The following is a 17,580-nucleotide window of genomic DNA, read 5'->3' on the forward strand; positions in this document are numbered from 1 at the left end:
CAAACGTATTAATAACTATGAATAAGATTAATAACTGTGCGACATCAGTGTCGAATTTACCCGTATTTCCCTTACCTGTGTTTATTTTGCCGGGCGGTAAAATGCGCTTACGCATTTTCGAGGCGCGTTACTTAAAAATGATTGGCATTGCCTCATCATCGCAAGGCTTTGTTATCACTTCAAGCATGACTTCAAGTGAAGGAACCTCAAGCATGATCTCAAGTGAAGGCGAAAGCCATAAGCAGTTTACTTGGGGCAGCTTAGTTACCATAGAAGACTTTGCCCAAGGTCATGACGGCATTTTAGAGGTGGATGTAAGCTGTACGGCTTTAGTGCGTTTACGTAATGTCACCATAGACAAGGATAGCTTGCATTTTGCTGATACTGAGGTGTTTGCCCATTGGTCAGAGCAAGCTAGGGAAGATAGCTTTGTTAGGCAAAGCTTAGCACCAACATTGGCAGATATTATCTCTCGTGATGCAATGCTTAGCAGTTTATATACAGAGCAAATTTCTGATGAGCCGGCTTGGGTTATTGCCAGGTGGTTAGAATTATTACCTGTCGCTGCCAGTGTAAAGGCTAACTTTGTTATCGAGCAAAGTTTTGAGCAAGCTAAAGCATTTGTAAAATCAATAATTTACAAGTAGTTTATCAATTACTTATAAATTATTTAATATTTAGTGATCTTAAGCGCGTTTGTTTCGTATTAATGGTTAAGTCAATAATTTAGTGGTGCTTAATCGAATGCAAACAAATTTGCTATGCCAAAAGACAAATGCTAAATCTATTAACATGTCTGAAGAAATCAATCATCCACAACTATGTCAATGGCTTAATGCCGTTGCCGTTAGTAGAAATAAGCAAGCGTTTACCTGTTTGTTTAAGTTTTTTGCGCCTAAAATTTTGCGTATTGCCCGGGGTAAATTTCCCGTTGAAGCGCAAGCGAATGAAGTAGTGCAAGAGACCATGACCAATGTCTGGCGTAAAGCACATTTATTTAACCCTGATAAAGGCGCAGCAACCACTTGGGTTTATACCGTCATGCGTAATGTTACTTTTGATATGTTACGTAAGGTAAAAGCCAACAAAGAAGATAATTTAAGTGAAGATATTTGGCCATTAGCAGAAAGTGCTGTCAGCGAAGCAGATACTTATCAAGATCATTTACAACACGATAAGTTGCTTACTGTGATTAATAAGTTACCTGAGTCGCAACAAGAGGTTGTTAAAGGTTTTTATTTAATGGAAATGTCTCAAGAACAGTTAGCGGCGCAATTGAACTTGCCACTGGGCACGATTAAATCTCGGTTGCGTTTAGCGCTGGCGAAACTCAAAGTGCAGTTAGGAGAAAATCATGATTAAACACCACCCTACATTTGAGTTGTTAAAAGCCTTTGTTGATGGCGAACTACCTGCTTCTTTAGCTGCTGGTGTCGCAATTCATGCGGATATGTGTCAGCAGTGTCAGCAGCAAATCGCTTTGCTTACCGAGCAAGTGGCTGAAGCGAACTTTGAATTTGAACAAACCTACTTAGATCGCTTTATTGTTGATGATGAGCAAGATATAGCGCAAGTTGCCAGCATTGATTTTGATGACATGATAGCCGATATCACTGCCTCATCTGATATTGAAGAGTTAGCGGTATTAGAAGAAAAGACTATTGCTTTTAATAACAGTACTTATACCTTACCGCGCGCCTTGCAGCATATGAATTTTGGCAAAACGGCGCATATAGGTAAGCTCGCTAGAGCCAGAATACAACTCGATGAAGATGAAATTCATACTAGCTTGTTACATATTGAACCAGGTGGTGGCGTGCCACAACATACCCATAAAGGCTTTGAGTTGACGTTATTACTTGATGGCTCATTTGAAGATGAAAAGGGTAGCTATGTTAAAGGTGACTTTATCATGTTAGGTGGTGAGGATACTCATCAGCCAATTTCAGCGAAAGGTTGCTTATGCTATACGGTGGCAAACGATGCGCTGCACTTTACCCAAGGTATTAATAAGTTACTTAATCCTATCGGCTCATTTATTTATTAGGACTGAGGCTAAAACCCCTTTACTCTGCGTTAAAAGCTGCTGATTTAGCGAACTAAACGGCGCAACTTTTGCCTTGATTAAAGTGATTTTATCACTCAGCTCAAGAATAATGGTTAATATAATTATGGAGTTGTCTATGATTCACGCAATTGATAAAAAAGAAATAACTTTAGGCATCAGTGCTTGTTTAATTGGTGAAAAGGTGCGCTTTGATGCCAGTAATAAGCCGTCTAACTTTTGCATTAATGAGTTAAGTGAGCATGTCACCTTTAAATCATTTTGCCCAGAAGTTGCCATTGGTTTACCTATTCCAAGACCGACAATTCGTTTAATTAATAAAGATGACATTATTCGTGTGGCTCGCCCTGATGGTAGCGGCGATGTTACTGATGCGTTGGCTGCTTACGGTAAAAAAGTCGCCAAACTGAGTGAAAACTTAAGCGGCTTTATTTTTTGTGCGAAAAGCCCAAGTTGCGGTATGGAGCGAGTGAAAGTTTATAATGAGAAAGGTAACTCATTAAAGTCTGATGGTGTTGGTGCTTTTGCCCGTGAAATTATGGCGGCTAATCCGTTATTGCCTTGTGAAGAAAATGGCCGATTAAATGATGCCAAAATTAGAGAGAATTTTGTTGCCCGTATTTTTGCTTATAAGCATTGGCAAAACTTAGTTGCTTCTGGCTTAAGTCACCATAAATTAATGACGTTTCACAGCCAATATAAATACACTGTCATGAGTCATGATTTAATTGCCTATAAAAAGTTGGGGCAATTATTGGCGGATAACGCTTTGCCACTTGAACAGCAGGCGCAAGAGTATATTAGCGGCTTAATGTCAGCATTAAAGGTGATTGCCACCAGAAAAAAACACGCTAATACCTTATCTCATATTCAAGGTTATTTTTCTAAGCATTTACAGGCTAAGGAAAGAGCAGAGTTGTGTCAGCAAATATCTGCCTATAGAGAAGGGCTTATCCCCTTAATAGCGCCATTGACGTTAATAAAACACTATTTATTACAATATCCTAAGCAGTATCTTGCTAATCAAGTGTATCTGTCTCCTTACCCGGAGCAGCTTAGACTTAGGTATGGTTATTAATACGCTCTTTATTGATAAGGAATTAATTTGTTACTTTGGTTTAGAAATGATTTAAGAAGCCATGACAATCCAGCGTTACAGTATGTTTTAGCGCAGCACAAGTTAGATACGCCTGTTGAGGCGATATTTTTTGTTACCCATAAGCAGTGGTTGCAGCATGATTGGTCAGCAAGAAAAATCGACTTTATTATGCGCCATGCCAATGCTTTAGTTGCTGAGCTAGCAAACGTTAATATCATGCTTAAATTGGTTGAGGTTGATAGTTTTGCTGAGCAAATTAGTTACCTAGTCAGCTATTGTCAAAATAATCAAGTCAGTGAAATTGTTGCCAATAGTGAAGTTGAGTTAAACGAGACCTTACGTGATAACGCATTACAAGCAGCTGGTGTTAAGTTAACCCTGTTTGAAGCCGATGTTATTGTCCCTAAAGGCAAACTCTTAACTCAATCAGGTGAAATGTTTAAGGTATTTACGCCATTTAAGCAGGCTTGGCTTAGCTATGTTAAGGCGCTTGGTTTTGATTATTTAGGTAAGCTAACTCATAAACAGCTTGAAGCGTGTCAGCACAGTGAAACTGAAACTAGCTTAACTAGCGCTTGGCCTTTGGCTAAAGATTATGAACGCGATGTTTTACCACAATTTTTAGCCGAAAAGCTTGCACAATATGCACAAAAACGAGACTTCCCAGCAATTAAAGGCACGGCGGGTATTTCACCTTATTTGGCCGCAGGGGTTATCAGCCCTAGGTATCTTCTTAGGTTACTTCTAACTAAATACCCAGATTTACTTAGCTCGCCAAACGCTGAGGCATTTTCCTGGTTAAATGAATTAATTTGGCGAGAATTTTATCGTCACCAGCTCTTTCATCACCCTAAGTTATGCAAACACGAGAGCTTTAAATCTCAATATCAAGGTTTACCTTGGTTAAATGATGCTCATGCCTTTAAAGCATGGCAACAAGGCAAAACTGGTTATCCCTTAGTTGATGCCGCTATGAGACAACTTAACAGCACTGGCTGGATGCATAATCGCTTGCGTATGGTTGTTGCAAGTTTTTTAACTAAACACTTACTTATTGATTGGCGCTGGGGCGAGCAATATTTTATGCAGCAATTAATTGATGGTGATTTTGCTGCCAATAATGGCGGCTGGCAGTGGGCTGCTAGCACAGGTTGTGATGCTCAACCGTATTTTCGTATCTTTAATCCTATTCGCCAAAGTGAACGATTTGATCCTAATGGTGAGTTTATACGTACCTATATACCAGAGCTGGCAAATATTCCGGATAAGGAGATTCATTTTCCTCATGACTATATTGCCAAGCATGGCTTACGCCAGTATTGGCCGCCGATAGTTGAGCATAAATCAGCACGGCTTAGGGCGTTAGCATTTTTTAAAGCGAATTAGTACACACAGTTAAGTTGTACACAGTTAAATTGTACGCACAATAAGTTCCTAAGAGGGTAGCAATGACAACATCATCTCATTCTATTGAGCAAGCAGGTCAACACCATCCGCTATGGCTAGATAATTTTATTGCTAGTTACCAGCAATTATCTATAGATAACCTGCATTTGCTTGATAATGTTTATCATGCTGATGTTATTTTTATTGATCCAATACAGGCGTTACAAGGCCGTGATGCCTTGCGTGATTATTTTGACCATTTATATAGCAATTTAAGCTTATGCCGTTTTCGTATTGAGCAAGTGATTGTTGAAGGAGATCAAGCGGCTATTTATTGGCAAATGCGCTTTTGTCATCCTAAGTTAAATAAAGGTAATATCATAGAGCTAGATGGCAGCTCACAATTGCAAGGTATTGATGATAAAGTGGTTTATCATAGAGACTTTGTTGATTTAGGCGCCATGTTGTATGAGCACTTACCCTTTATTGGCAAACTGATAGCTTTTATCAAAAAAAGGGCTGCTCGTCATGACTAGGGCTAAAACTGTGATGATAACAGGAAGTAGTTCTGGTATTGGTCTTGCCCTGTACCATGAATACTTGAGCTTAGGTTATCAGGTGATTGCCTGTGGCCGTGATAAAGAAAAACTTAATCAAGTTAATCCTGAGGCCGTCACTAAGCTTGCTTTTGATGTCACTAACCCTGAAGCGGTATTGTCGGCTGCACAACAAGTTGCTGAGCTCGATATTTTGATACTGAATGCTGGAACATGTCAGTACATAGATGATGCCCAGCATTTTAACGGTCAAGCGTTTCGAGAGGTGATTGAAACCAATTTATTAGCCATGGGCGCATTACTTGAGGGCTTTTTGGCAAAAGTTGTCCGTGGTGGCCAGTTAGCATTAATCAGCTCGAGCGCAACCATAATTCCATTTCCGCGAGCTCAGGCTTACGGCGCTTCCAAGGCAGGTTTAGATTACTTAGCCAATAGTCTGCGTGTGGATTTAAAATCAGCGGGTATTTCTGTCAGTCTTATTCATCCGGGGTTTGTTAAAACACCTCTGACCGATAGAAACGACTTTCCTATGCCTTTTATTTTAACACCTAAGCAAGCAGGTAAGCGAATAGTTCAAGGATTAAAGCAGCGTAAAAACTATGTGCACTTTCCTAAGCGTTTAACTTTGCTGCTCAAGTTTTTAGCTCTTTTTCCACAATCATTGTCTTCTGCGCTGTTAACTAAGGAGTCTTAATATGAAGAATATTGCTATTATCGGATCAGGTATTTCTGGTTTAACGGCGGCTTATTTACTATCGAAAAAACATCAAGTCACTGTCTTTGAAAAAAATACTGTTATTGGCGGACACACTGCCACAGTTGATGTCAATATTGGTCAGCAAGACTATGCGATAGATACAGGTTTTATTGTTTTTAATAATAAAACCTACCCTAACTTTTTAGCCTTGCTTAATGAAATTGGCGTTGAAAAACAGCCAACAGAAATGAGCTTTTCAGTACATAACTGTCAAACAGGTCTTGAGTATAATGGTCATAACCTAGATACCTTGTTTGCGCAAAGACGAAATATTTTTCGGCCAAAATTTTGGCTATTAATTAGAGAAATTCTTCGTTTTAATAAATTGTGTAAACAAATTTATCAGTTAAATAAATTTAAAAAAGAGATGACCTTAGGTGAGTTTTTAACGGCTCACGGTTTTAGTTCATTTTTTTCTGAGCACTATATTTTACCTATGGGGGCTGCGATTTGGTCTAGCTCTTTAGTGGAAATGGAAGCATTTGAGTTTCAGTTTTTTGTTAAGTTCTTCTACAACCACGGGCTACTCAATATTCAAGATAGACCGCAGTGGTACGTAATTCCCGGTGGTTCACGCAACTATTTAGCACCATTATGTCAGCGCTTTGATAAAAATATTCAGGTAAATGCTGATATTAATTCGATACAAAGAAAACAGGCGGGCGTTGTTATTCGCTTTAATGATGGCAGCGAGCAACACTTTGATGATGTTGTTTTGGCCTGTCATTCTGATCAGGCATTAGCGCTTCTTGCCGATGCCAGTGAAGAGGAAGAGAAGCTGTTATCTGCCATGCCTTACAAAGCCAACTCGGTGGTGCTACATACAGATACTTCCTTGTTGCCTAAGCGAAAAAAAGCCTGGGCTAGTTGGAATTATCAATTAGGAACAAATCGACAAGCATCCGCAAGCGTCACCTATAATATGAATATATTACAGGGGCTTAATAGCGAGCACACCTTTTGTGTGACCTTAAATCAAAAACAAGCTGTGGCCCAAGATAAAATACTGCGCGAGTTTACTTATCATCATCCGGTGTTTTCATTGCAATCCATTGAAGCGCAAAAACAGCGGCATTTAATTTGTGGTCAGCGCCATACTCATTTTGCTGGTGCTTATTGGCATAATGGTTTTCATGAAGACGGCGTTAAAAGTGCAATCGAGGTAGCTAAACGCTTTGGCTGTTTTCTTAATAAAGTGATAGATGGAGAGGCTAATGCCAAGGCCAGCAGCAAAGTTGCATAAGATCTTTCAAGGTAAAATAGGCCACAAACGCTTTTCTCCTAAAGCGCATCAGTTTTGTTATTCATTATTTATGCTGGCGCTTGATGCAGAATCAGTGGAAAAACAGCAAGGGGCAACTGGGGTATTTGGTTACTCTTGGTTTAAGCCGCTGTGGCTAAATGAAAAAGATTACCTAAAAGGTGAACCAAAACCTTTATTGGCTCGTATTAAAGATAAAATCCAACAGCTTAATGGTAATGATGATGTTTATCGCGTCACTATGTTGGTTCAGGTTAGGTGTTTTGGCTTGTACTTTAGCCCAGCAAACTTCTACTTTTGCTACAACAAAGATAACCAATGTCAGCAAATGTTAGTAGAAGTCAGTAATACCCCCTGGCATCAGCGCCATTACTATTTAGTTGATTTAACAAAACGAGATATTACCGATAAAGAATTTCAAGTATCTCCTTTTATGGATTTGAATATGAGTTATCACTGGCAGGTTGAGCCGCCATGTGATGAAAATAATAACTTGCTTATTAATATAGAAAATTATCGTAACTTTGTTTCATCAGAAAAGGTGTTTGCGGCAAGCTTGAATATGCAGTCTCAGCCGTTAACCCGTAGCAATATTTTTAAAGTATGGTGCCAAATACCTGTGATGACGTTAAAGATATTTGCCAGCATTTATTGGCAGGCATTGAAACTATTTAGTAAGCGTATTCCCTTTATCGGCTACCAAAGCTTAGCTGATAAAAAAAGGAGTTGAACATGGAAAATATTGCTGTTTTACCGACAACAAAATCGTTAACTTGGTTGGAAAAACATTGTCGACGTTTAGTGTTTTCTGTTTTAGAAAAAATAGATTACGGTTGTTTAGAGCTCGTTGAAGCCGAGCACTCTTGTTATTTTCCAAGTAAAAATCTAGCGGCTAAAGTGCAGGGTAAAATTATTATTCATGATGCTAGTGTTTATAAGGACTTTGTTCGTGGCGGCAGTATTGGCGCTGCTGAGTCGTTTATTGATGGTAAGTGGACTAGCCCTGATTTAACCGCTGTTATTCGTATTTTTGCTAAAGCTCAGCAACAAACCGATCAGCTCGAGAAAAAAGGTGCTTGGTTAAGTAAGCTTAAAAACAAACTCTTTCATTGGCGAAATCGTAATAGCCAGTCAGGCTCAAAACGCAATATTTTAGCCCATTATGATTTAGGTAATGAGCTGTATACCCGCTTTTTAGATGACAGCATGATGTACTCTTCGGCCATTTATCCAACGCCTACTGCCAGCTTAGCGCAAGCTCAGCAGCATAAGTTGGCAACCATTTGCCAACGCTTAGAGCTAACCTCAAGTGATCACCTATTAGAAATTGGTAGTGGCTGGGGCGGTTTAGCTATTTATGCCGCTCAGCATTATGGTTGTAAAGTAACCACCACCACGATTTCTGATGCGCAATACGACTTTGCCCAAGCGAAAATAAAAGCCTTAGGACTAGAGCAACAAATTACCTTGTTGAAAAAAGATTATCGAGACTTACAAGGTCAGTATGACAAATTAGTCTCGATAGAGATGATAGAAGCGGTAGGTTATGAATACTTACCGAGCTTTTTTCAGGTTTGCCAGCAAAGGTTAAAAGCTGGCGGTAAAATGTTAATTCAGTCAATTACCATTGCCGATCAGCGCTTTGACTACTATAAAAATAATGTTGATTTTATTCAGCGTTATATTTTTCCGGGCGGCTTTTTACCTTCCATCACAGTGTTAACCGAGCATATGAGTCAACATTCGTCACTGGTGATTGAATCAATTGATGATATTGGTTTAGATTATGCGAAAACATTGGCTGATTGGCGCAGTGCCTTTCTTGATTCTTGGTCTGAGCTAACTCAGTTTGGCTATGATGAAGCGTTTAAGCGTTTATGGCTATATTATTTTGCCTATTGTGAAGGGGCTTTTTTAGAGCGCTCTACCAGTACTGTACATCTTGTTGCGCGAAAATAAACGACAGGAAAGTAAATACGGCTAGGATTGGCTAAAGCTCACTATTGTTTAGACTATGGTTTAGTGAGCTTGATAATCCTAATTCTCCTAATGCTCGGGCGCATCGATAATTATCACCTCAGCTTCGCTCGTTACTTTTATCGTTAATTGCTTTTGCTGGCTTACCTCTGCGCCATCACCTTTTTTCATTTCAACACTTTGTTGACCATCAATTAGCGTGAACTCACCTGAAGATGCCAACACATAGGCTTGGTGCTTAATCGCTATATCAACTTGCGCACCTTGAGCTAATTTACCACCATAAATACGTGCTTTTTGGTTAATAAACAGTGCTTGTTCGCTATCTTCTTGATAGCCAGAGACTAACAAGGGCAGCTCAGTATCGCTGGCCTTGTTCAGGAATGACTTACAGTCCCAGCGCGGTTTGATATTATGCTTATTTGGCTCTATCCATATTTGATAAAAGGTTAATGGCTCATGAGTTAGGTTATACTCTGAATGAGCTATGCCAGTTCCGGCACTCATTACCTGTACTTGTCCCGCACTGGTGATGCCTTTATTGCCTTCACTGTCTTGATGAGTTATTGCCCCTGTGCGAATAAAACTAATGATTTCCATATTTTTATGGGGGTGTGGAGCAAATCCTGATTTGGGAGCAACCCAGTCATCATTGATAACACGCAGCGTGCCAAAGCCCATTCTTTTAGGGTTGTAGTAATGGGCAAAGCTAAAATGATGGCTGGTCTGTAACCAGCCATGATTGGCTTTGCCCAATTGAGCAAAAGGATAATGCTTGATCATGACTGTCTCCTTTTCGCTGATAACTGCGCTCGGTTATGTGGCGCAAGAAAGTCTTGCACTGGACCTTTAGGCACAATTAAGGTTGGGTTGATGGTTTTATGACTAGCGTAGTAGTGCACTTTGCTGTAGTGCAGATCTACGGTTTTTGCTACATCAGCAAACTGATATAACTCGCGCAGGTAATGACTAATGTTGCTAAATTCTGCAAGCTTATTACGGTTACATTTAAAATGGCCGTGATAGATGGCATCAAATCGAATTAAGGTGGTGAATAATCGCCAGTCAGCTTCGGTTAGGGTATCGCCCACTAGGTATCTATTGCTGCTTAAGTGCGCTTCAAGCCAATCAAGGCTAGCAAATAACTCGTCATAAGCATGATCATAGGCTTGCTGTGTGGTGGCAAAGCCTGCACGATAAACACCATTGTTAATGGTGTGATAAATACGCTCATTAATGCTATCTATCTCGCTACGTAATGCTTGGGGATAGTAGTCATCATAGTTGCCAGTTAATTCATTAAAAGCATGATTAAAAATGCGAATAATTTCACTGGACTCATTATTGACAATTGTTTGCGTTTTTTTATCCCAAAGTACTGGCACTGTAACTCGACCTTGATAGTCAGGCGCTGCTTTTAAATAGAGCTGGTATAAGTATTCTTGCTGATACAAGCTATCTGCAAACTCACTAGTTGGCTCGCCAAACTCCCAGCCATTGTCTAACATTTCTGGCTGAACAATACTGACCGAGATAATGTCTTCTAACTGTTTTAGCTGTCTGAAAATCAGCGTGCGATGTGCCCATGGACAAGCAAGCGATACGTATAAGTGATAGCGATTAGCCTCAGCTGGATACTGGCTAGTGTTATCATTGCTAATGGTGTCTCGAAAGCGGCTTTCTTGTCGTTCAAATTCACCTTGATGGCTTTTAGTGTCGTACCATTGGTCATGCCATTTGCCGTTAATAATTAGTCCCATAATAAACCTCAATCTTGTTTATGTTTGCGTTTAGTTTAATAAATGCGCCTAGTAGTTAGGCGCTTTTGTATCGATATAAGTAAGTTAATACGCTATTAACTCAACTTGCGAGCTAAGAAGTTATCGACTGAATATTTGCCTGCACCTTGAATCATTAGCGCTATGCTAATGGCAAATAGTGCTAAACCAAATTCATAGCCGTTGTTGCTCATAAATAAACCGTTATCTATATGTACGCTGAAAATGGCAACTAGCATGGTAAAAGCAAGTAATAAAGCAGCAGGTCTTGTTAGTAAGCCGATAATGAGTAATAAGCCACCAAAAAATTCAACACTTCCAGCCATCATTGCCATTAAGTAGCCAGGAGTGATACCGATAGACTCCATCCATTGGCCGGTGCCATCTAGGCCGTAACCGCCAAACCAGGCGAAGAGCTTTTGAGCGCCATGGGCAGCGAAAATAATGCCAGCAATAATGCGTAGTGGCAGGCCAGCAAAGCTGGGATTTGATGCTAAAATGTTCTTAACTATTGATGTATTCATGATTGTCTCCGTTAGATAAACTGTCTTGTTTTGTTAATGTGTAGCTATTGTATGTTTTGTCGTTTGATGGAATAAGTCCTGTTTTTTGTTTAATATGTTCAAATTATTTGAATAATTATATTTACCCTATGTATAGCTCACCAATTACTTTAGAAGCCTTGTTAGTGCTAGATGCCATTGATAGTCGGGGTAGCTTTGCTGCAGCAGCAGAGCAACTAAATAAAGTGCCTTCTGCGCTATCCTATATAGTGCAAAAGTTGGAAGAGCAATTAGGGGTTACCTTGTTTGTCAGACAAGGTCGCCGTTCTGTGTTGACGCCTGCGGGCAGGCATCTACTTGTTGAGGGACGTAAATTACTTGGCGCGGTCAGTAAAGTGACTGCGCAAACACAAACAATCTCTCACGGCTGGGAGCCGAGCATTCGACTCGCGGTGGATTCCATCTTTGATGTGCAATCACTTTTTGTTCCTATTGCGCAGTTTTTAACAGAACACCCTAATATTGAAATTGATTTTACCGAAGAAGTCATGAATGGCTCTTGGGAGGCGCTGATAGAAGATAAGGTTGACTTACTTATTGGTGCTCCTGCGCCAATACCTGCGCAACAAGGTATAAGAACACAGCCTTTATCAGTACTTGAACAAGTGTTTGTTGCGGCAAAAGATCATGAGTTGAGCTTTTTTAATAGACCTGTGACTAAAGCTGATATACAGCAATATCGAACCGTGATCACGCATGACTCAACCAAGCGCGGCATTCCTTGGTCGAGTAACATTATTGAGCAGAGCCAGCACTTTTTTGTCAGCTCTGTTGAACATAAAATTCATGCTGTATTAGCGGGAATTGGTGTGGGTTTTTTACCTAAAAATAGAGTTCAGTGTTATTTAGACTCAGGCGAGTTAGTTGCTTTAGATTATCAGCACACCAGCGAAGCGAGTGATTTATTTATGGCTTGGAAAACGGTGAATAAAGGCAAAGGATTAGCGCGCTTAAGAGAAATATTGCAGCAACACTTTCTCTAATTTGGCTTAAAATCTTTCTGTGTTTTCTATCTAAGCATTAAGTTGCACGATTGCTAGGTGAAGAAACAAAGTGAATTATTAAGAAAGTGATTTCTGCAGAAGAAAAATCGTAATAATGCTCAGAACAGTAAAAATAATAGGGTATAATGCGCCATCTTCAACTAGCGACCTAGCTCGCTGGTGTTATTTTTTTGATATAAACTCATAGTAAGTGGGTAAATAAGTAGTAGCTATGGCTGAAGTACGTACAAGAATTTCTTTAAAAGTTGGTTCACAAAGCCACATTCCAGCAGAAATGGTGTCATTTCATGGCCTTAACTCTGACAAAGAGCATGTCGCCATTATTTTTGGGCAAGCAGATCAAATTCAAGCTGTGCCACTGGTAAGGTTACATTCTGAGTGTTTAACAGGGGATGTTTTTCATTCATCTCGTTGTGACTGTGGTGAACAGCTTGATGAAGCCATTAATCAAATGGCAGAGCAGGGCGGTATTATTTTATATCTTCGCCAAGAAGGCCGAGGCATAGGTTTGTACAATAAAATTGATGCTTATAAATTGCAATCTGAAGGCATGAATACCTACCAAGCCAATAATCACTTAGGTTTTGGTGATGACTTGCGTGATTTTACTGAAGCTGGGCAAATGTTAGAGGCGTTATCCATTTCTCGTATTAAGTTGATGACCAATAATCCTAAAAAAGTCAAAGCACTATCAGACTATGGTTTAACGGTAGAAAAAGAAGTGAATACCTCAACGCATATCAAAGACGGTAACGAAGACTACTTAAAAGCTAAAGTGGACAATGCTGGTCATAAGTTGAAGTTTGATTAATTTACTTTGGCTAAGCCACTTAAGCTAAGTCATTTCAGCTAAGTCACTTAGGTTGCACATATTAACTGAGCTTATTAAATTGGTTTAGTAAGCGTCTATAATCTCCTTTAACTTACCTGAGCTTTGCATTTTTTTGAGCTGTTCGTTGATATGATTTTCTATCTTGGCATCCATATCGGGTGCCATGGCTAAATGTAAATTGTAGTCAGCAATAACGCTGGAAAAATTAAGCAAGTTATAATCATCAGGTGCTAGCTTTTGCTCCTTTAGGTTGTAATTAATACGTACTGTCATTTCTACAAAGCCTGCTTTATCTTTTAGTCTGTTGACTACTTTAAAGGCCGAACTATAGGACTTCACCTTGATCGCGTTGATGTCTTTATTGCTAATATGCTCTTCTAAACCAGGATAATCAAAACCATGTAGTAATATCACGGTTTTGCCAAAAAGATCTTGCGCAGACTTGATGTCAAATTCATGCTGTTTTGCCGTTAATAACGAATGTTGCACATTAAATACGGGTAGCTGAGATAAATTTAGCGATTGAACTCCCGGCCAATTTGGTGAGCCAAAAGTAATCCAATTCTCCAATTTTCCTTGTTCCAGTGTTTTAATCATGCGGTTAAATGGCAGTGTATGTATGGTTAAGTCATAGTCAGACGCAGGAAAAATCTCTTTCACTATGTCGGTAATAATGCCGTTATGGTGCTTTTTATTTTGATGGTTTTGAAAAGGCTGCGCTTGGTCTTGAATGACCATGTAATTAATTTTTGTTAGTGCATAAGTCTTTATTGGCATTAGCAGCAGTACCAATAAGGAGAGTTTGAGAATATGCATGTCACCCGCCTGTGAATTTTATTTTTGTGTCGCTTTAAACTTAGTAAGTTATTTAAAAATTGCAAAAGAATGGCTTGTTTACTAGCCTAAATATAGACAAGGTTTTTAGTTTCCCAGCGAACTTCTATATTTAAGGATGATAATGTAGATGAAGTTTAAAAATTCTATAGCTAAGCGCTTACTGATCTGGATAATGCTGTGTAGCTCATTATTAACGCTCATTATTACCTTGGTTCACTTATTTGTGGATTACAATCGTGACATGTCTGTATTGGATGAAAGATTACTTCAAATAGAGGCAAGTTATTTACCCGCCATCGCCAATGCATTATGGGTTGAGGATGATGAGCAAATTAGCGTTCAGCTTAGCGGAATCAAAAACCTCCCAGATATAGCCTTAGTGCAGTTAATTCGAGATGGGCAAGTTGTTAACAACCTTGGTGTAGACGAGACTGAATATTCACGTGTTGGCCGTTGGCCGGTAAGTTTTGAGTATGAAGGTGAAACAACTACATTAGGAGAACTATATGTGGTTAGTGACTTGTATCCTGTTTATCGACATTTGGCCGATAAGGTACTGCTCACGCTAATCACGCAAGGCGCGAAAACTTTTATCGTTTCATTTGTTATTTTATTTATTGTTTACCTACTTGTTGGTCGTCATCTAACCTATTTGGCAAAGTCTATGGCGACTAGCGCAATCAAAGAGCACAAAGATATCGCCCTAGAAGGTAGGGATAAAGTTGTTGATGATGAGTTAAACTATCTGGTTAATTCCTACAATGGCATGTGGCAAATGTTAGCAAAATCTTTTCACAAACTTGAAGAAGAAAAAGAAAAAGCTGAGCAAGCCAATCAACTTAAAAGTGAGTTTTTAGCCAATATGAGTCATGAGGTAAAAACACCGATGAATGGTGTGTATGGTATGACGCAGCTACTGTTAAGAACCCCACTTGATAAAAAACAATATGAATTTGCCCGAGTAATTCAAAAAAGTGCCAATCACATGCTGGACTTGCTTAATAGTATTTTAGATTTTTCTAAAATTGAAGCGGGTCGGCTAGAAAAAGATGAGCATCACTTTGATATTGTTGAACTTGTCGACGATGTTATGTTGTTATTTAAACCGGTTGCAGAGGAGAGTGGTCTTGAGCTTAATTTAGTTTTCGAAAGAAAACTTGAACATTATGTTATCGGGGATGCGGCAAAAATAAAGCAGGTATTGATCAATTTAATTAATAATGCCATTAAATTTACACCGGAAGGTAGAGTGAGCCTTAAGGTTGATGTCGATGATGTGCAATCGGATCACTGTCAAATACAGTTTTCGGTAATTGACACTGGTGTTGGCATAGCAGAAGATAAGTTAGAGACTATTTTTGATAAGTTTACCCAAGCGGAAAATTCAACCACTCGAGTATATGGGGGCACAGGTTTAGGGCTAACAATTTGTCATCGCTTGGTTGACTTTATGGGGGGGAAATTGTCGGTTGCTAGCCATACAGGTGTTGGCAGTAGCTTCTATTTTTCGCTGACCTTACAAAACTCCCATATTAAAACAGGATTCTCTGCTGAAGATATGGCGACACTTTTCAATAAACGGGTTCTGGTGGTTGATGATCAATCTTTTAATGGCAAGTTATTGTTTGAGCTTCTTAGTTCTTGGCAAATGTCGGTAGTTGTTATCAATGATCCTATTTATGCCATCGATGATATTATTTCATCTGATCAGCAAGGAAATAGCTATGACTTAGTCATTGTTGACAAAAATATGCCTTTACTGAATGGTTTTGAGTTATATAGCCAGCTAAAAGAAATTGCTTTGGCTAGCCAACCGAAAGTTATTATGGTCTCTGCTAGCGCCAATGAAACTGATAACTGGCAATGCTTAGAGTTGGGTATTGACGCCTTTTTGGAGCTTCCTGCTCCACCTGAAGTTATTCAAAGAACATTGTTAAAAGTGATAGCTGCGAGTGGCGAGCAAGCCTTACCTGATAATGTGGTTTACCTCGATGGCCAGCTAGAGGGCCAGGTGCTTGATATTTTAGTCGTTGATGACTCTAAGATAAACCTTAAGGTTTGCGTAAATATGCTATCTGCTATTAAAGCGAATGTCAGCACTGCCAATGACGGTAAAGAAGCGGTAGAGTTATGGCAAGAGCATAAGTACCACCTTATTCTTATGGATTGTCATATGCCAGTAATGGACGGTGCAACGGCAACAAGAGCAATAAGACGTTTAGAGAAAGGTACAGATCAGCACACCATCATTATTGCTATTACCGCAAGCGATATGAATCTAGAGAAGCAACACTGCGTTGATGCAGGAATGGATGGCTTTATTGCCAAACCTTATGATCCTGATGACTTATATAATGAAATTAATGCTTGTTTATCTCATAGCACAGGGGTTTGGCCTATTAAACACAGCTAGCTACAATCATATAGCATTTATATGGCTGATAGCTCTTGCAATGGTTTAAAATTATTATATTTACGCCTAGAGCAGCTCTAGGCTTTTGCACAGTCACTCGGGCTTAAGCCAAAGTAGCGGCTAAATTCACGACTAAATTGAGTGGGGCTTTCATAACCAACTTGAGCCGCTGCTTGTTTTACTTTAAGGCCATGATCTTGCAGCAACTCCCTAGCTCTACTTAAGCGAATTTTTTTCACATACTGTATCGGTGATGATGCGGTAATTTGTTTGAAGTTACGGTGAAAGCTTGAGCTACTCATATTGGCCATAGCAGCAAGTTGGTCAACATCTAAATGACCAGTAAAATTATTATGTAGGTGTTTTAATACTCTTTCCATGCGCGATAAATGGGTATTGTGCGATACTAAAGCGAACAGTGGCGATGCTTGCGGCCCGCTTAATACGTGAAAGAAGATTTCTCGCAGCAAGCCTTGACCAATAATATCGCACTGTAGTTTAGAGGTTAGGCAATCTGCAAGGCGTGAAACCACACATGAAAACGCTTCTGTACATTGGCTAACAAATAAACCTTTGCTTTCGGCAATATTGTCTATGTGTCTTCCTTTACCATGCTCATCGAGTACCCGCACTAACTCACTTAATATGGTTAAGTTTAAATCTATGGCAAGTGCCAATAATGGCTTGCCGTCTTGTACTATGGTTTCACACTCTGCCGGAAGCGGTAGCGTCAGGGTCAGGTAATTCTCAGGGTTATAATCATAGCTGTGTTGATTAAAGTGTATACGCTTTTGCCCCTGAATAATGATGATAATGCCTTGGCTGTAACATAAGGGCACTCGCGCTGTTGAGCTACTGGCTTTATATATACCAACACCGGGTAAATAGGTGTTGTTGTAGCCTTCTTCCTTGGCAAGCTTCATTAAATTATTAACTAGGTTATTCATAGCGGTTAAGTCTCTATTTTCTTTGTCTCGAGTATACTTAATTCGCTAGTAAATATCTTTTTAAATTCTTATTGTGATAGTTTTAGGCATGAAATTGGTGGTTT

Annotated in this window: 18 protein-coding genes; 13 read left to right on the forward strand and 5 right to left on the reverse strand. The window is 39.5% G+C overall.

Annotated elements, in window-relative coordinates:
- The first annotated feature begins 17 nt into the window (after positions 1-17).
- The 10 genes from EMK97_RS16960 to EMK97_RS17005 all read left to right on the forward strand — a co-directional run bounded on the left by EMK97_RS16960 (position 18) and on the right by EMK97_RS17005 (position 9,084).
- Positions 18-647 (forward strand): LON peptidase substrate-binding domain-containing protein, encoded by a 630-nt coding sequence (locus EMK97_RS16960; protein ID WP_130603971.1) that lies wholly within the window; start codon positions 18-20, stop codon positions 645-647.
- A gap of 145 nt (positions 648-792) precedes the next feature.
- On the forward strand, positions 793-1,362 hold the full coding sequence (locus EMK97_RS16965) for a sigma-70 family RNA polymerase sigma factor (protein WP_246028822.1): 570 nt from the start codon (positions 793-795) through the stop codon (positions 1,360-1,362).
- Entirely contained in the window at positions 1,355-2,047 is a 693-nt protein-coding gene (locus EMK97_RS16970; RefSeq protein WP_130603973.1) for a ChrR family anti-sigma-E factor, read from the forward strand. The genes EMK97_RS16965 and EMK97_RS16970 overlap by 8 nt, the downstream gene beginning before the upstream one ends.
- 136 nt (positions 2,048-2,183) lie before the next feature.
- Positions 2,184-3,143, forward strand: coding sequence for a YbgA family protein (locus EMK97_RS16975; RefSeq protein ID WP_130603974.1), 960 nt, complete (start codon positions 2,184-2,186; stop codon positions 3,141-3,143).
- 27 nt (positions 3,144-3,170) lie between these two features.
- Complete coding sequence (gene phrB, locus EMK97_RS16980; protein ID WP_246028823.1) at positions 3,171-4,550, forward strand: deoxyribodipyrimidine photo-lyase; 1,380 nt, start codon at positions 3,171-3,173, stop codon at positions 4,548-4,550.
- A 62-nt stretch (positions 4,551-4,612) separates the two neighbouring features.
- Positions 4,613-5,086, forward strand: coding sequence for a nuclear transport factor 2 family protein (locus EMK97_RS16985; protein ID WP_130603976.1), 474 nt, complete (start codon positions 4,613-4,615; stop codon positions 5,084-5,086).
- Positions 5,079-5,801 (forward strand): SDR family NAD(P)-dependent oxidoreductase, encoded by a 723-nt coding sequence (locus EMK97_RS16990; protein WP_130603977.1) that lies wholly within the window; start codon positions 5,079-5,081, stop codon positions 5,799-5,801. Before EMK97_RS16985 ends, EMK97_RS16990 begins: the two co-directional genes overlap by 8 nt.
- 1 nt (position 5,802) lies before the next feature.
- The gene (locus EMK97_RS16995) at positions 5,803-7,107 is read left to right on the forward strand and encodes an NAD(P)/FAD-dependent oxidoreductase (protein ID WP_130603978.1); all 1,305 of its coding nucleotides are present in this window, start codon (positions 5,803-5,805) and stop codon (positions 7,105-7,107) included.
- The gene (locus EMK97_RS17000; protein ID WP_170176800.1) at positions 7,079-7,855 is read left to right on the forward strand and encodes a DUF1365 domain-containing protein; all 777 of its coding nucleotides are present in this window, start codon (positions 7,079-7,081) and stop codon (positions 7,853-7,855) included. The genes EMK97_RS16995 and EMK97_RS17000 overlap by 29 nt, the downstream gene beginning before the upstream one ends.
- Before the next feature lie 2 nt (positions 7,856-7,857).
- Entirely contained in the window at positions 7,858-9,084 is a 1,227-nt protein-coding gene (locus EMK97_RS17005) for an SAM-dependent methyltransferase (protein ID WP_130603980.1), read from the forward strand.
- Between the two features lie 87 nt (positions 9,085-9,171).
- On the opposite strand, the gene EMK97_RS17010 is transcribed toward EMK97_RS17005, so the two are convergent.
- From EMK97_RS17010 to EMK97_RS17020, 3 genes are all read right to left on the reverse strand, one after another.
- A complete protein-coding gene (locus tag EMK97_RS17010) occupies positions 9,172-9,885 on the reverse strand; it encodes a pirin family protein (RefSeq protein WP_130603981.1) in 714 nt (237 codons plus the stop codon).
- Positions 9,882-10,862, reverse strand: coding sequence for a glutathione S-transferase family protein (locus EMK97_RS17015; protein WP_130603982.1), 981 nt, complete (start codon positions 10,860-10,862; stop codon positions 9,882-9,884). The genes EMK97_RS17010 and EMK97_RS17015 overlap by 4 nt, the downstream gene beginning before the upstream one ends.
- 95 nt (positions 10,863-10,957) lie before the next feature.
- Positions 10,958-11,404, reverse strand: coding sequence for a DoxX family protein (locus tag EMK97_RS17020; RefSeq protein ID WP_130603983.1), 447 nt, complete (start codon positions 11,402-11,404; stop codon positions 10,958-10,960).
- Positions 11,405-11,532: 128 nt separating this feature from the next.
- Here EMK97_RS17020 and EMK97_RS17025 point away from each other — a divergent pair, with 128 nt between their 5' ends.
- Positions 11,533-12,426 (forward strand): LysR substrate-binding domain-containing protein, encoded by an 894-nt coding sequence (locus EMK97_RS17025; protein WP_130604526.1) that lies wholly within the window; start codon positions 11,533-11,535, stop codon positions 12,424-12,426.
- 232 nt (positions 12,427-12,658) lie between these two features.
- The gene (gene ribA / locus EMK97_RS17030) at positions 12,659-13,258 is read left to right on the forward strand and encodes a GTP cyclohydrolase II (protein ID WP_130603984.1); all 600 of its coding nucleotides are present in this window, start codon (positions 12,659-12,661) and stop codon (positions 13,256-13,258) included.
- 84 nt (positions 13,259-13,342) lie between these two features.
- Here the strand turns inward: ribA and EMK97_RS17035 are convergent, their stop codons facing one another.
- Positions 13,343-14,095, reverse strand: a complete 753-nt coding sequence (locus EMK97_RS17035) for a substrate-binding periplasmic protein (protein ID WP_130603985.1) — start codon at positions 14,093-14,095, stop codon at positions 13,343-13,345.
- A 148-nt stretch (positions 14,096-14,243) separates the two neighbouring features.
- On the opposite strand from EMK97_RS17035, the gene EMK97_RS17040 reads away from it, so the two are divergent.
- The gene (locus EMK97_RS17040; RefSeq protein ID WP_130603986.1) at positions 14,244-16,529 is read left to right on the forward strand and encodes a response regulator; all 2,286 of its coding nucleotides are present in this window, start codon (positions 14,244-14,246) and stop codon (positions 16,527-16,529) included.
- 77 nt (positions 16,530-16,606) lie between these two features.
- Here the strand turns inward: EMK97_RS17040 and EMK97_RS17045 are convergent, their stop codons facing one another.
- Positions 16,607-17,476, reverse strand: coding sequence for an AraC family transcriptional regulator (locus EMK97_RS17045; RefSeq protein WP_130603987.1), 870 nt, complete (start codon positions 17,474-17,476; stop codon positions 16,607-16,609).
- Between the last annotated feature and the right edge of the window lie 104 nt (positions 17,477-17,580).

Source organism: Litorilituus sediminis (genome assembly GCF_004295665.1).
GTDB classification, from domain to species: domain Bacteria; phylum Pseudomonadota; class Gammaproteobacteria; order Enterobacterales; family Alteromonadaceae; genus Colwellia; species Colwellia sediminis.

Coding starts and splice junctions, on each gene's coding strand:
- EMK97_RS16960 (WP_130603971.1), top strand. CDS start 18: ATGAATAAGATTAATAACTGTGCGACATCAGTGTCGAATTTACCCGTA.
- EMK97_RS17045 (WP_130603987.1), bottom strand. CDS start 17,476: ATGAATAACCTAGTTAATAATTTAATGAAGCTTGCCAAGGAAGAAGGC.
- EMK97_RS17005 (WP_130603980.1), top strand. CDS start 7,858: ATGGAAAATATTGCTGTTTTACCGACAACAAAATCGTTAACTTGGTTG.
- EMK97_RS16965 (WP_246028822.1), top strand. CDS start 793: ATGTCTGAAGAAATCAATCATCCACAACTATGTCAATGGCTTAATGCC.
- EMK97_RS16990 (WP_130603977.1), top strand. CDS start 5,079: ATGACTAGGGCTAAAACTGTGATGATAACAGGAAGTAGTTCTGGTATT.
- EMK97_RS17020 (WP_130603983.1), bottom strand. CDS start 11,404: ATGAATACATCAATAGTTAAGAACATTTTAGCATCAAATCCCAGCTTT.
- EMK97_RS17010 (WP_130603981.1), bottom strand. CDS start 9,885: ATGATCAAGCATTATCCTTTTGCTCAATTGGGCAAAGCCAATCATGGC.
- EMK97_RS17025 (WP_130604526.1), top strand. CDS start 11,533: ATGTATAGCTCACCAATTACTTTAGAAGCCTTGTTAGTGCTAGATGCC.
- EMK97_RS17015 (WP_130603982.1), bottom strand. CDS start 10,862: ATGGGACTAATTATTAACGGCAAATGGCATGACCAATGGTACGACACT.
- EMK97_RS16970 (WP_130603973.1), top strand. CDS start 1,355: ATGATTAAACACCACCCTACATTTGAGTTGTTAAAAGCCTTTGTTGAT.
- EMK97_RS16995 (WP_130603978.1), top strand. CDS start 5,803: ATGAAGAATATTGCTATTATCGGATCAGGTATTTCTGGTTTAACGGCG.
- EMK97_RS17040 (WP_130603986.1), top strand. CDS start 14,244: ATGAAGTTTAAAAATTCTATAGCTAAGCGCTTACTGATCTGGATAATG.
- EMK97_RS17035 (WP_130603985.1), bottom strand. CDS start 14,095: ATGCATATTCTCAAACTCTCCTTATTGGTACTGCTGCTAATGCCAATA.
- EMK97_RS16975 (WP_130603974.1), top strand. CDS start 2,184: ATGATTCACGCAATTGATAAAAAAGAAATAACTTTAGGCATCAGTGCT.
- EMK97_RS16985 (WP_130603976.1), top strand. CDS start 4,613: ATGACAACATCATCTCATTCTATTGAGCAAGCAGGTCAACACCATCCG.
- ribA (WP_130603984.1), top strand. CDS start 12,659: ATGGCTGAAGTACGTACAAGAATTTCTTTAAAAGTTGGTTCACAAAGC.
- EMK97_RS17000 (WP_170176800.1), top strand. CDS start 7,079: ATGCCAAGGCCAGCAGCAAAGTTGCATAAGATCTTTCAAGGTAAAATA.